Below are 13,977 nucleotides of genomic sequence, written 5' to 3'. Positions count from 1 at the left end.
AATGAAAACAATAAAAAAAATTACATGTATCGGCGCAGGTTACGTAGGTGGTCCTACGATGTCCGTTATTGCGCAGAAGAATCCGGATGTGCAGGTGACTGTCGTCGATTTAAATCAGGCACGCATCGATGCGTGGAACGATAGCGATTTAAACAACCTGCCGGTATATGAACCCGGACTGGATGCCGTTATTGCCGAGGCGCGGGGCCGGAACCTGTTTTTCTCGACCGATGTGGAGCGGGCGATAGATGAGGCCGACATGATCTTTATTTCGGTCAATACACCCACTAAAACCTATGGTAAAGGCAAGGGACAAGCGGCCGATCTGAAGTTTATTGAGCTGTGTGCCCGTCAGATCGCTGCGGTGGCCAAGGACGATAAAATTGTTGTCGAGAAATCGACACTTCCGGTACGTACAGCCGAGGCGTTGAAAAGCATATTGGATAACACCGGTAATGGCGTGAACTTCCATATCCTCTCGAACCCCGAGTTTTTGGCGGAGGGAACAGCCGTTACGGATTTACATAACCCAGACCGCGTATTGATTGGCGGCGAGGACGAAACGGCTATTGAAGCGCTGGTGAACATCTACGCTGCATGGGTGCCGCGTGAACGTATCCTAACGACGAATCTATGGTCTTCGGAACTTTCCAAACTGGTGGCCAATGCTTTTTTAGCGCAGCGTGTTTCGAGTATCAATGCTATCTCGGAGCTGTGTGAAATGACGGGAGCCAACGTGGACGAGGTAGCCCGCGCGATCGGACAGGATTCCCGCATCGGGCCGAAGTTTTTGAAAGCATCAGTGGGCTTTGGGGGGTCGTGTTTCCAGAAGGATATTTTGAACCTGGTGTATATCGCACGCTCTTACAATTTAACTGCGGTCGCGGATTATTGGGAACAGGTGATCATCCTGAATGACCACCAGAAGACGCGCTTTGCGGAGAAGATCATCCAGACCATGTATAATACGGTTAACGGAAAACATATAGCGTTTCTGGGCTGGGCGTTTAAGAAGGATACGAACGATACCCGCGAGTCGGCGGCTATTTATGTAGCAGACCACCTGTTGGACGAGGAAGCCAATATTGTGGTGTACGATCCCAAAGTGTCAGCTGAGCAGATATACAAGGATTTGGACTACCTCGGTACGCGTACACCGGAGGAGAACCGCCGTCTTGTAAAAGTGGTGGACAACCCGTATGGGGCGCTGGATGGTGCACACGCTGCCGCTGTACTGACAGAATGGGATGAGTTCAAAACCTACGACTGGGCGAAGATCAAGAAAGGCATGAAGAAGCCGTCTTTCGTATTTGACGGACGGAAATTGTTGGATAGGAAGGAACTAAACAGATTAGGTTTTGCCTATTACGCGATTGGGGAGTAATCCATAGCTCCTCCACCGTTTACATGCAATATTGAACCAACAACAATAATTATGAAAGAAACAGTAGCAAAAAAAAGAGAAGACTACAACCCTGGGCCCCGTGTTGGCATCACTTTTTCGACATTCGACCTATTGCACGCCGGACACATTATGATGCTCGCTGAAGCGAAGCGGCAGTGCGACTACCTCATCTGCGGTCTTCAGATGGATCCCACCCTAGACCGGCCGGAAAAGAATGCACCCACTCAGACCGTAGTAGAGCGGTACATCCAATTGCGGGGGTGCCAGTACGTGGACGAAATTGTTCCTTATTCGACTGAACAGGATTTAGAAGATATCCTCCGTTCCTTCAAGCTGGATGTGCGGATCGTCGGAGACGAATACGCGAACAAAGACTTTACCGGACGAAAATATTGCGAAGAAAAAGGTATTGAGCTGTATTTCAACAGCCGCGATCACCGCTTTTCGAGCTCTGGACTCCGGAAAATTGTAGCAGAAAAAGAAGCGTCCAAGGCTAGATTGCTTAGCGAGAGTAACGGCGAAGAAAAATAAGAGGCAGGGAGGCCCCGAGACAACCGCACCGGGGTGCATGATTTCTCCGCTAGAGAAGCGGTAAATATAAACTTCTCTCAGTTTACATCGAAAAGGTCGACTAGTTGAGCCAGCTCTGAAACTTTCCTGACGTGGAGCTTCTTATAGATGTTTTTTGTGTGGGTGACTACGGTTCCGGGAGAGATAAACAGCTTGCCGGCGATTTCCTTCTTACTCAGGCCGCCTACCAGGAGGGTAAGGATCTCCCGCTCCCGGTGGGTCAATGTCGAGAAATTTTCGTAGGCTGAGGGGCGCAGTTCTCCTGCAGCTTCCTTCATCACCGTGAGCGCAACCTTAGGTTGGCCGCTTCCGTTTCGTATGATAGTTGTGGTGGAGCCAATCGTGTGTTTCCACTCGCCCTGCCCATGACGGAGTTTATATTTCAGATCAAGGTGTCCGGGCCGGTTTTTCCGGAAGAAGGCCATCGATTCAATTAATGTATGATAAGTGGATGTATGTATCGTCTTTAAGTAGTAAAAATGGTCCCACCCCGTAAGTATCGACTGTTCAAAGCCGTAGAACCTGCGCATAGGCTCGTTTATACAGATCGGGCGGAAAAACTCCACGTCGTGAACCGTGATATAATAATCCGATTGATTTATAATATTTAAAAAAGGCTGCTGCCGGCAGGCATCCAGATTAAGCACATTGGACTTCAGCAATTCGGTATACACGCGATCCAATTCCTGATATAGTTCTTGGTAATCATTCATGTGTTGTTAGGTTAGTAGGCGTCTATAGCAAATGTAACAGAAAACTACGAGACGGTCAAGGACCGACGTCGGCAAAACGTCATTCTGGGCTTTGACGGCGCTTGTACTGAACTTGCCGGAGTGCCTGTGCTGAGGTAGTCAGGTGAGGTTGGGAAAGCCGTAAAAGATGTAAAGTTGTTAATTTGTGAAGTCGTGAAGTGAGAGGCTAATAGCTAATGGCTATAAGCCGTAAAGTTGTTGATTTGTGAAGTCGTGAAGATATAAAGGCATGGGTCTAAGCGTAAAGATTGACCCTGTAGGGGTCATATATCCATAGAAAAATGTGACATCCATCAGACGACCCTGACGGGGTCGAATATATTCGCGATAGGGGGAGAGTCGTAAAGTCGTTGATTTTTGAAGCCGTGAAGTGGGAGGCTAATGGCAGATAGCAAATGGCTATAAGCTGTAAGGTGTTAATTTGTAAAATCGTAAAGTGAGAGGCTAATGGCTAATGGCAGATAGCTGATGGCAAATGGCTATAAGCTGTAAAGGTGTTAATTTGTAAAGTCGTTGAGGGAAGCTGATGGCTGATAGCAGACGGCGATAAGCCGTGAAGTTGTTTTTGATAGCAACGACCGTCATCTAACTATTCTAACTCTTAACTCCAAATTACTCATATCTCATATCTCAATACTAACTACTCACATCTAGTCTCTCACTTTTTTATAGCCCCTCAACCCGGGGCGGGGTTTTACTTGGAAGGACCCAAGTAAACAAGGTCCTCCGGCCGAGGTTCTTGATGCTACCGTGCCTTATGCTAGCCTAAACCGTTCCAAACTCACTTCGTTCAGACAAGGAACGGTTCTTCACGGCTATTATGGCGGCCCGCTGACGCAGTCGAACCGATGCCGGTCCTTTCCGACGCACAGGGCTGCCGTGGAATAGGGTTTAGGTGTAAAGTCGTAAAGGGAGAGGTTAATGGCTGATGGCAGATGGCTAATGGCAGATAGCAGATGGCTAGTGGCGGATGGCTATAAATCGTGAAGTGGTTTTTGATAGCAACGAGCGTCATCTAACCATTCTAACCCATCTAACTACTCTAACTCCTAATAATAGCTGTAAAGGTGTTGATTTGTGAAGTCGTAAAGTGAGAGGCTGATAGCAGATGGCGAATGGCAGATAGCTGATGGCTATAAGCCGTAAAGTTGTTGATTTGTGAAGCCGTGAAGATATAAAGCCGTGGGTCTAAGCGTAAAGATTGACCCTGTAGGGGTCATATATCCATAGAAAAATGTGACATCCATCAGACGACCCTGACGGGGTCGAATATATCCGCGATAGGGGGAGAATCGTAAAGTCGTTATTTGTAAAGCCGTGAAGTGGGAGGCTAATGGCAGATGGTAGCTAACCTATAGGCTAACAGCATAAACCTACACTCTCAAATCTCAAATCTCAAATCTCACATCTAGCATCTAATATCTCACTTTTTTATAGCCCCTCAACCCGGGGCGGGGTTTTACTTGGAGGGACCCAAGTAAACAAGGTCCTCCGGCCGAGGTTCTTGATGCTACCGTGCCTTATCCTAGCCTAAACCGTTCCAAACTCACTTCGTTCAGACAAGGAACGGTTCTTCACGGCTATTATGGCGGCCCGCTGACGCAGTCGAACCGATGCCGGTCCTTTCCGACGCACAGGGCTGCCGTGGAATAGGGTTTAGGTGTAAAGTCGTAAAGGGAGAGGTTAATGGCTAATGGCAGACGGCGAATGGCAGATAGCAGATGGCTAGTGGCGGATGGCTATAAATCGTGAAGTGGTTTTTGATAGCAACGAGCGTCATCTAACCATTCTAACCCATCTAACTACTCTAACTCCTAATAATAGCTGTAAGGTGTTAATTTGTAAAGTCGTAAAGTGAGAGGCTAATAGCGATGGCTAATGGCAGATGGCGTATAGCAACTATAAGCTATGGGCCATTAGCCATTAGCTAAAGCCGTAAAGATGCGTCAATGCGGGGAGGAGGGGCGACGATGACGCAATCTAATCCCTAGTTTCTCACTTCTCCATACTAACTACTCAAATCTAACTTCTCCCAATGGGCGGCGCTCTTAATACATATTACTCAGCACTCCATCCGCCACCCAGCGACCGGTATAAGTCTACCACGGAAGCCAGTTCAGCCTGCTGTATCTGTACGAGTTCGAGTTCGCTTTGCAAGGCATTACTCTGCGCGGTGATAACGTCGAGATAGGAAGCGGTTCCTGTCTCGTAGAGCAATGCGGCCTGTTGAACGGCGTTTTTAAGTCTGCTGGCCTTGTCGAAAACCAGCTTCTCCCGTTCTTTCAACTTCTGTATGGAAACCAACGCGTTCGAGACTTCCCCCACGGCGTTAATTACAGCCTGCCGGAACTGGATAACACTGTTCTCGTAGTCTATTTTTGCTATTTCGTACTGTGTCTTCAACGCCCGCTTCTGGAGGAGTGGCTGGGTGATGCCTCCCGTTAAGGCGCCAAATACCGATGCTGGAATGTTAAACCAGTTGCTCGCTTTGAACGCATTGACGCCGGCCTGTGCACTAATGGTCAATGAAGGATACATCTGTGCCCTGGCTACGTGGCGGTAAGCCTGGGCCGCGGTGACAGACAACTCTGCCCGTTTGACATCGGGACGCTTGCTGAGCAGCTCAGCCGGAATGCCGGCACCCAGCGTGGCCGGAATCGCGATGTCAGACAGCTTGCCCTTAATGCGTATCGCTTTGGGAAATTCGCCGGTTAGCATACGTAACGCATTCTCCTGTAGTAATATCTGCTGCTGGAAATCCGGAATTAACGAAGCTGCTGCCAGACGCTGGGCAGATAGCTGCTCCACCGCCAAAGAGCTGATGTCACCTACTTCGTATTGCAGCCGGACCAGTTGCAGGGTGCTGTCGCTTAGCCGGAGATTCTGCTCGGCAATCTGTTCGAGTTCATAGAGCATTAACAACTGATAGTAACCCTTGGCGATCTGGCTAACCAACTGTGTCTGGATGGCTTTCCGGGCTTCTTCCGTCTGCAGGTAAGCGGCAAGCGCCTGCGCCTTGCGGCTTTTGATCTTCCCCCAGATATCGGCCTCCCACGATAAGCCAACAGCGGCACTGTAGTCTTCAATATGGTTCTGTCCGAGAAATTGTCCCAAACTTAATCCGTTTAAACTATTGTTCGACGGATTGGTTGTGTTTGCCTGAACCTGCAGCTGCACATCTGGGAGCTGGCCCGCTTTGGCCTGACGTAGAAGCAGACTGGCCGATTCTATATTGTTTAAGGCAAGCTGCATGTCTACGTTTTGTTGTAATGCGGTGTCGATTAGGCGTTGTAGTAGGGTGTCCTGGAAGAAATCCTGCCAGGGGATGCTACCTATGCTGCTGTCTACATTCACGGCCTGTTCGCTGCGATAGCTGAGCGGGAGGGACATCGTTAGATCCCCGCTCAGCTTCTGGGTCTGGCAGGCCCATAAAGAGGCAGAGATAGCTAAAGAGAAAAGAAAATTGCTTTTTAATTTCATGGATAAAATGTAATTAATTTAAAGGGATGCTTGTCTTGATCAACGTTTCCTGCCGCTTGCCGGCCGGAGGCATAAGCCGTTTGTCCGATCTGCTGACACGTTCATGGAGAAACTGGAAAACAACAAACAGGACGGGAATGATAAAGATACCAAGCAGGACACCGGAGAGCATGCCGCCGGCCGCCGCGATACTGATCGCGTGATTTCCCTGAGCCGATGGCCCTACAGCACTCATCATCGGCACCAGACCAACAATAAACGCGAGGGAGGTCATAATAATTGGCCGTAGCCGAAGTTTTGCAGCGTCGAGGGCTGCTTTAACAATCGACTGCCCCCGTTTCCGCCCCTGCGCGGCAAACTCCACAATCAGAATTGCATTTTTTGCCAATAGGCCGATCAGCATGACGAGTGCAACCTGCACATATATATTGTTTGATATGCCTGTAAGTCCTATCGCTGCAAATACACCAAATACACCTGTCGGGATGGATAAGATCACCGCTAAGGGGATGATATAGCTTTCATACTGCGCAGCTAATAAAAAGTAAACGAAGACAAGGCACAATATAAATATCAGGGTCGACTGTCCTCCGGATACAAGCTCTTCTTTGGTCATCCCGGAGAATTCATACGTGTATCCGGTCGGCAGATGTTGGCGGGCCACTTCCTCTACCGCCCGTATGGCGTCACCGGTGCTGTATCCCGGCTTTGGTATGGCGTTGATGCCGATGGAGTTAAATAGATTGTATCGGGAGGCCGTTTCAGGGCCGTAGACCCTGGTCAGCTGAACCAGCGTATTGATTGGCACCATGTCTCCTTGTCGGTTCTTTACATAGATCCCATCCATGGCCGAGGGCTCCGCCCGATTGGTGAAATCAGCCTGGACCATCACCCGGTAGTACTTACCGAACCGGTTAAAGTCGGAAGCCTGCGCGCTACCAAAATAAGCCTGTATCGTCTGCAGGATGTCCCGCGTACGCACCCCGAGCTGCTCGGCTTTTAGGTCGTCCACTTCAAGCTCATATTGAGGGTAGTCTGCTTTGAATGTCGTGAAAGCCATGAGAATTTCCGGGCGCTGCATCAACTCTCCTATGAATGACTGCCCAACTGTGCTGAACTTGCTGAGCTGCCCGCCCGTACGGTCCTGCAGCACCATGTCCAGACCGTCCACATTGCTGAAGCCGGGGACTGTCGGGAAGGTGAAAACAAAGAAGTTAGCGCCTTTTATCGTGGACAACCGCTGATTTACGTCTTCCATAATGGCATTAATGTCCTTAATCGCCCCACGTTGATCATGCGGCTTGAGAAGGATGAATGCGACGCCGGCCGAGGGGCTCGTCGATTGCGTAAGAATATTAAAGCCCGCTAACACGTTGAGCGTCTGGGTAAAATCGGCATGCTGAAGCTGTTCTTCGGCTTCCTTCAGTGCCAGTGAAGTTCTGTCCAATGACGCTCCTGCGGGCATGGATAGGGAGATCGCTATGAACCCCTGATCTTCCGAAGGGATAAAGCCTGTCGGCGTTTTGCGGACCATAAATACCGTGCCGGCTACCAACAGGAGAAGCAGCGACAGCCCCACCCATTTGCGGCGCACTAAAAAGCGGAGGCTACCAAGATAATTATTTGTCAGTTTCTCGAAGCTGACGTTGAACCCAGTAAAAAACTTCTCCCTGAAGCTTAGCTTTTTCGTCTGTGTGCTTCCATGGTGCATGGGTTTTAGAAAAAGAGCGCAGAGCGCCGGGCTGAGCGTCAGCGCGTTGACGGCCGAAATTACAATTGCTATGGCCAATGTGAACGCGAATTGCCGATAGAATACCCCTGTTGAGCCCTCCATAAAACCAATGGGGAGAAACACGGCCGACATGACCAGCGTAATGGAAATGATGGCGCCTGTGATCTCGCCCATCGCCGACGTTGTTGCCAGCTTTGGGGGGAGATGGTCGTGTTCCATCTTGCTATGTACCGCCTCGACCACAACGATAGCGTCGTCGACGACTATACCGATGGCCAGCACCAACGCAAACAAGGTAAGCAAGTTGATGGAAAAGCCAAACAGCTGCATGAAGAAAAAGGTACCAATGATGGCCACGGGTACTGCGATCGCCGGAATTAAGGTTGACCGGAAGTCCTGAAGAAATAAAAACACCACCAGGAACACGAGTACGAAGGCTTCGACCAATGTGTGCTTAACCTGATCGATCGATTGGTCTAGGGCATCTTTTGTGTTATAGAGAACAAGGTACTTGACGCCTTTCGGAAAGCTCAACGAAGCCTTATCCATAAATTCCTGAATGGCGATCTGAATTTCGTTTGCGTTGGAACCTGCCAATTGCATGATCCCAATATTAAGTCCCACTTTGCCGTTGATACGTGTGTGGCTGGCATAGGTATAAGAGCCCAGTTCGACACGGGCAACATCTTTCAGCCGAAGGACGGAACCGTCGGCATCGGAGCGAATAATGATATTTTCGTAGTCTGTCGGCTGATTGAGCTTCCCTTTATACTTAATCACGAACTCAAACGCTTCCTGGCTGTTCTCTCCGAATTTTCCGGGTGCTGCTTCGACGTTTTTATCCTGAATGGCCGCCATGACGTCGGCAGGAGTGAGCTTGTAGGTAGCCATCTGGTTCGGGTCGAGCCATACGCGCATGGAATAGTCTTTGCTCCCGCCGAAGGCCATGGCCTGACCGACGCCGGGAATGCGTTTTAGCTCCGGTATAATATTGATTTGCGCATAGTTGGTAATAAAGGTTTGGTCATATTTGTCTTCATCCTCGGTATAGAGATCAACGACCATGATCAAACTGTTCTGTTGTTTCGCTGTCGTGATGCCTGCCTGCACGACCTCTGCGGGGAGCTGGCTCGTCGCCTGCGCTACCCGGTTCTGCACGTTGACGGCGGCTTGATCCGGATCAGTTCCCAATTTGAAGTAGACCGTGATCATCAATGAACCGTCGTTACTGGCCGTCGAGCTCATGTAGCTCATATTTTCGACACCGTTGATCGACTCTTCCAAAGAAGGTGCCACGGCGCGGAGCACCGTCTCCGCGTTAGCGCCCGGATAAAGAGCTGTTACCTGCACAGCAGGGGGGGCTATATCGGGGAATTGCTGCAGGGGGAGTTTCAGTATACCAATGACGCCCAGAATCACCAACAGAATGGAGATAACTGTCGCCAGGACGGGCCGTTCTATAAATGTCTTGAACATGTCTTGCGTAATATGTTATGTTGATTAATAAGTAGAAGTGTAACTATTTTTCTGAGGCCGGCTGGGGCTTGATGGTCTGTCCCTCCTGTAGAAGGTCGAACCCTTTGTAAACGATGCGGTCGCCCGGATTGACTCCTTTTTCTACGAGGTAGTTCTCTCCACTTTTTCCGATGACAGTGATAGCTTGCTGAGTTACAGTGTTGTCTTTTGCCACGGTATAGACAAAGATCTTGTCCTGCATTTCCATGGTTGCCGCCTGGGGAACCAACAACGCGTTGCTATACTTTTTTTCTAGGCGGATTCTGCCTGTGTTACCATTCCTAAGTATGCCAGCGGGATTCGGAAAGGTTGCCCGGATAGTAATGGCGCCGGTATTTTTATCAAACTGCCCGTCAACCATATCGATCCGCCCAGTGTGCTCAAAGGTGCTCTGGTCGGAGAGTATCAGGGATACCGGCGGTATACGCGCCAGCTTCTGTTCCAGATTTTCTCCGTCAACGCTGTTCTTAAACACCACAAAATCCTTTTCGCCCAGCGAGAAATACACGTGTAGTTGGCGCGTATCGGAGAGATGGGTGAGCGCCTGTGTATCCATCGGGCCAACCAGACTGCCTTGCTTCTTTATCAGTCTTCCGATATATCCGGCTGTGGTCGCCCGGATTTCGGTATAGCCGACATTAATTTTCGCTGTCTCTACGGCCGATTTAGCCTGTTCCACGTTAGCCTTAGCCATATCCCTGGCGCTTATTGCGGCCTTTAATTGGAAGTCCGTCAGTACCTTATTTTGTACCAGCCGCGTTTTTTTCTCCACTTCGAGCTCGGCATTTTCCAGCGCGGCTTTAGCGGCCTGAAGATTTGCCCGCGCCTGATTGAGCTGTTCCTGATAGGGGCGGTCATTAATCTTAAAAAGTAACTGCCCCTTTTGCACTTTGGCTCCCTCGTCGACATAGATACGTTCCAAAAGGCCTTCCACCTGCGGGCGGATTTCGATATCCGCGACGCCTTCGATGGAAGCGGGGTATTCCTGGTAGATGGTCTCGTCACGGCTCTCCACGGTGACGACCGGAAGACTCGGCGGGACGGCGGTGACCGGCGTTCCCGCTCCCGTCGTGCAACCATACCACCATATGGAGCCGACTACAAAAAGAATTTTTACGTAATTAAATGATTTAACAGTGTTAAGTATCGGGCGAATAAGACCTGCTCCGGATTGCATTTTTTTCATATGATATATTAACTTTGGTAGTGGATGTTTGTTTATGTTGTTCTTGAATTATCTAACGGTGTTAAAAAATCTTACAGTGTATTAAATCGGCCAAAAAAATTTAGTCTGTTAACGATCGGGTGATTCCTTGAATGGCGTCCCTAAGTACTTCCTGATTAGTTACGTCTCCCACTCCCTTATCGACGAGATTGATCGATATCAGGCCATGGATTACCGACCAGTAGGTGAAGTATTTTCTACATATAAGGTCTTCGGATGGCTTTTGGGGAGCCATGACTTCGCGGATTACATCTGCAATCATGTCGCCGAACGAGGGTTTCCCCTTTTCGGATTTGTCGCCGCCGCAACAGGCCGTTCCTACGCCAAACATCAGCTGATAAAGTTCCCGCTCTTCAAACGCAAACCGCCAATAGCTAAACCACATAGCTTCGAGCTGCTTCTCCGGCGTACTTTCCATGGACTTTGCCTCCTGCACGCGTCTGGCAAGTAGCGTATGCCCCTGTTTGGCCAACTCATTGAGAATAGCCTCCTTGTTGGCGAAATATTCATAGATCATTGGTGCGGTGTATTCGATGATATCTGCAATTTTACGCATACTCAATGCCTGCCACCCCTCTTCTTTCACTATCTGAAGGGAAGCTTCGAGAATGTTAATTCTATTCTCCTCTTTAAGCCGTTGAATGCGTTCCTTACTGCCCACGATCTAATTCTATAAAATCATTTAACAATGTTAGGCAAAGTTGCGAGTTTTTATGTTTTCAAGTGACATATAAATGTCATCAATTAAAATCACCGGATTAGCCTGCTTAAAGACGATCTATGGGCTTACGCTTGTCTTCTTTTATTTTTTTAAAATGGCTGGTCAGGGTCGTGTAATTGGGTACACGGTTTTCTATTGAAATATGACCTCTATGAGGTCAATTGTTGCTTTTACGGCCGTTAGCCAACAGCCATCTGCTATCCGCCATTAGCTTCACGTAACGACTTTACAAATGTACGACTTTACGACTCCCCCAGTCACGAATATATTCGACCCTGTCAGGGTCGTGTAATTGGGTACACGGTTTTCTATTGAAATATGACCTCTACGAGGTCAATTGTTGCTTTTACGGCCATTAGCCAACAGCCATCTGCTATCCGCCATTAGCTTCACGTAACGACTTTACGCGTTCTCACGCCGTTACAGCGTGGTGGTCAGGAGTTGGAGGGCTTTCCGTCCTTCTTCGCCGGAAAGGATAACAGGACCGTGGTGCCTGAGCCTACTGTGCTTTCTACCGTTATATCCCCCGCTAACCGATTGATAATCCTTTTAACCAAACAGAGGCCGACACCGGCGCCTGTATACCCCGTCGCGTTCGACCCGCGGCTGAACATCGTAAATATGTTCGGCAGATCGCCCGAAGGAATACCTATGCCGTTGTCTTTAACTGTATAAACGATCTGATCGTCGATGGAAGTGCTCGATATGATGACACGTGGTTGCGGAGCCTGTGAAGAAAATTTGACCGCATTGCTGATAACGTTCAGGAAGATTTGGTACAATATGCTTTTCTCTCCTGGCAGGGGCAGAACTGTGTCCAGCTCAAAAATGCAGGATGCACTTCCGTGTAACTTTTGACTCTCTTTGCAAACCGACCGGAGGATCTGCTCCATAGGTGTCGGCGTAGAACTGAATCCGTAAAGCCGGGCGCGGTTTAACTGAACGGTATGCTCGATGATATTTTCCATATTGGAAGCTGCGTTCAGGATTGTGTCGCACCAATTATTTTTATCGTTTTGCTCCTGATGTTCTTTTGCGCGCATAAATTGGGCGGCCATCTTGACGATCGACAGCGGATTTTTTAAATCGTGCGACAACGTTTGTGTGAGGACTTCCAGTTCGTTGTTGAACGAAATGAGCGCATCTTGTTCTTCGATAATATGCCAGGCAGACATCCGGCTGGATACATCGGAGGCAGTATGGAGAATGGCGATTGTCTTTCCGTCCTCATCCAGTATACCTTTGTATTCGAAATCGAAATAGCGGGTCTCCGTGATGCCATCGATCGTGATATCGGCTGGGTGTTCCGTGGCACGATAGGTTTTTCCCGTCTGCCACACATCGAGCAGCAGATCCGTGAAGCCCTGCGCGGTAAAATCGGGAAACACGTCGCCAAAAGTTCTGCCGATAATATCCATCTTGCGCCCCCAAATATCCAGCATGGCTTGGTTAACGAAGGCAATATGAAGTTCCGGCGAATCGTAAACGGCCGTTGCTTCGGAGGAATGGGACAAAATCGTAAGAAGCGTTTCCGCCGTGTTTTCCATGAAATCCTAGTTGTAATTATAAAGGTAAACTATTATTTCTAAAAATGGCTTTTTCGCGCAAATATTTCACAGATTGGGAGCCGGAAAACGGAGGGCGAGAAGTTGGAAGTTAGATGACAAGTCAGAAATTAGGGATTAGATTGCTTCATTGTCGTCCCTCCTCCTCGCAACGACGTTTTTTTGCGGTTCATCGTAGGAGTTCAGACCTTTACGAATTTACGTCTTTTAGCTAATAGCTGTTGGCTGATAACTTATGGACATCCGCCATTAGCCCACTTAACGACTTTACAAATCAACGACTTTACGACATTAGCTTGTAGCCATCTGCTATTCGCTAATAAAAAAAGGTTTTCAAACGGGGAGAATGAAAACCTTTAGCTAACCAATTATAAACCTAAATTATGATACCACAAATATAAACACTGTTCTCCGATTTGCAAAACCGTTTTAGTATTGTGACAAACCTTTTACAAAGAGTAGCGAACGATCAAGTGATTTCCATTTTGGAATCCCTAGCTTTTAATTCATGTTTTATTGACAGAAAAAGAATATTCGGCACGCTTATTGAGTAACCGAGTCAGAATTCGATGAATTAATATTCAATAGAAACTGGAACTACGGAGGAAGAGGAAAATGAATAGACTTAGAGACAAATATCTCCGCGCTCCTTTTGCGGAGCGCGCATTTTGGATGGTAATCCTATTTGCAGTCATCGTGGTGTTACAGCTCTATACCCTTCAGCAGTTCTCCTGAAGTTGCCGGTGAAACACATCCGTGTTTGACGAAGGTCTTTTAGGACAATGTGTATCTAAAATGATACATTTCTGTCCTCTTTAAATAAGACGACGGAGCCACCAATCTTTCCGTCCGTCGAATATAACGAACTATTTTGTTTCTGTAGAATATGCTGTCCTTCGAGCCGCTGAAGGACTTCGTGCTTCGAATTCATTTTTAGTCAGTTATTTACAGCCGAACGGCCGGGGTACAAAGAGAAAGCTGTCTATTATTATTCCCGTGTTCACGCGCTGAC

9 protein-coding genes are annotated in these 13,977 nt (G+C 48.5%); 2 read left to right on the top strand and 7 right to left on the bottom strand.

Annotated elements, in window-relative coordinates; translation table 11 throughout:
• The first annotated feature begins 1 nt into the window (after position 1).
• Together BC792_RS14590 and BC792_RS14585 are read left to right on the top strand one after the other, a co-directional pair.
• Positions 2–1,384 (top strand): nucleotide sugar dehydrogenase, encoded by a 1,383-nt coding sequence (locus tag BC792_RS14590; RefSeq protein ID WP_148909753.1) that lies wholly within the window; start codon positions 2–4, stop codon positions 1,382–1,384.
• 51 nt (positions 1,385–1,435) lie between these two features.
• Positions 1,436–1,936: an adenylyltransferase/cytidyltransferase family protein gene (locus BC792_RS14585; protein ID WP_148909752.1), complete on the top strand. Its 501-nt coding sequence runs from the start codon at positions 1,436–1,438 to the stop codon at positions 1,934–1,936.
• Positions 1,937–2,013: 77 nt separating this feature from the next.
• Here BC792_RS14585 and BC792_RS14580 read toward each other — a convergent pair whose 3' ends face one another.
• The 7 genes from BC792_RS14580 to BC792_RS18395 form a co-directional block, all read right to left on the bottom strand.
• Complete coding sequence (locus BC792_RS14580; protein WP_148909751.1) at positions 2,014–2,688, bottom strand: helix-turn-helix domain-containing protein; 675 nt, start codon at positions 2,686–2,688, stop codon at positions 2,014–2,016.
• Between the two features lie 2,097 nt (positions 2,689–4,785).
• A complete protein-coding gene (locus tag BC792_RS14575; protein ID WP_148909750.1) occupies positions 4,786–6,207 on the bottom strand; it encodes an efflux transporter outer membrane subunit in 1,422 nt (473 codons plus the stop codon).
• A 13-nt stretch (positions 6,208–6,220) separates the two neighbouring features.
• Positions 6,221–9,415 carry an efflux RND transporter permease subunit gene (locus BC792_RS14570; RefSeq protein WP_148909749.1) on the bottom strand — a complete coding sequence of 1,065 codons (3,195 nt, stop codon included), beginning with the start codon at positions 9,413–9,415 and terminating at the stop codon, positions 6,221–6,223.
• 43 nt (positions 9,416–9,458) lie between these two features.
• Complete coding sequence (locus BC792_RS14565) at positions 9,459–10,640, bottom strand: efflux RND transporter periplasmic adaptor subunit (RefSeq protein ID WP_148909748.1); 1,182 nt, start codon at positions 10,638–10,640, stop codon at positions 9,459–9,461.
• A 100-nt stretch (positions 10,641–10,740) separates the two neighbouring features.
• On the bottom strand, positions 10,741–11,340 hold the full coding sequence (locus BC792_RS14560) for a TetR/AcrR family transcriptional regulator (protein ID WP_148909747.1): 600 nt from the start codon (positions 11,338–11,340) through the stop codon (positions 10,741–10,743).
• A 494-nt stretch (positions 11,341–11,834) separates the two neighbouring features.
• A complete protein-coding gene (locus tag BC792_RS14555; RefSeq protein WP_148909746.1) occupies positions 11,835–12,947 on the bottom strand; it encodes a sensor histidine kinase in 1,113 nt (370 codons plus the stop codon).
• 808 nt (positions 12,948–13,755) lie between these two features.
• Positions 13,756–13,896 carry a hypothetical protein gene (locus BC792_RS18395; RefSeq protein ID WP_170250045.1) on the bottom strand — a complete coding sequence of 47 codons (141 nt, stop codon included), beginning with the start codon at positions 13,894–13,896 and terminating at the stop codon, positions 13,756–13,758.
• Positions 13,897–13,977: the final 81 nt, after the last annotated feature.

Source organism: Sphingobacterium allocomposti, assembly GCF_008124885.1.
Lineage (GTDB): Bacteria > Bacteroidota > Bacteroidia > Sphingobacteriales > Sphingobacteriaceae > Sphingobacterium > Sphingobacterium allocomposti.
This window is presented reverse-complemented; position numbering and strand designations above follow the sequence as displayed.

Bases quoted from the DNA above. Each gene is read 5' to 3' on its own strand.
- BC792_RS14590 (WP_148909753.1), top strand. From the start codon at position 2: ATGAAAACAATAAAAAAAATTACATGTATCGGCGCAGGTTACGTAGGT.
- BC792_RS14575 (WP_148909750.1), bottom strand. From the start codon at position 6,207: ATGAAATTAAAAAGCAATTTTCTTTTCTCTTTAGCTATCTCTGCCTCT.
- BC792_RS14585 (WP_148909752.1), top strand. From the start codon at position 1,436: ATGAAAGAAACAGTAGCAAAAAAAAGAGAAGACTACAACCCTGGGCCC.
- BC792_RS14570 (WP_148909749.1), bottom strand. From the start codon at position 9,415: ATGTTCAAGACATTTATAGAACGGCCCGTCCTGGCGACAGTTATCTCC.
- BC792_RS18395 (WP_170250045.1), bottom strand. From the start codon at position 13,896: ATGAATTCGAAGCACGAAGTCCTTCAGCGGCTCGAAGGACAGCATATT.
- BC792_RS14565 (WP_148909748.1), bottom strand. From the start codon at position 10,640: ATGAAAAAAATGCAATCCGGAGCAGGTCTTATTCGCCCGATACTTAAC.
- BC792_RS14580 (WP_148909751.1), bottom strand. From the start codon at position 2,688: ATGAATGATTACCAAGAACTATATCAGGAATTGGATCGCGTGTATACC.
- BC792_RS14555 (WP_148909746.1), bottom strand. From the start codon at position 12,947: ATGGAAAACACGGCGGAAACGCTTCTTACGATTTTGTCCCATTCCTCC.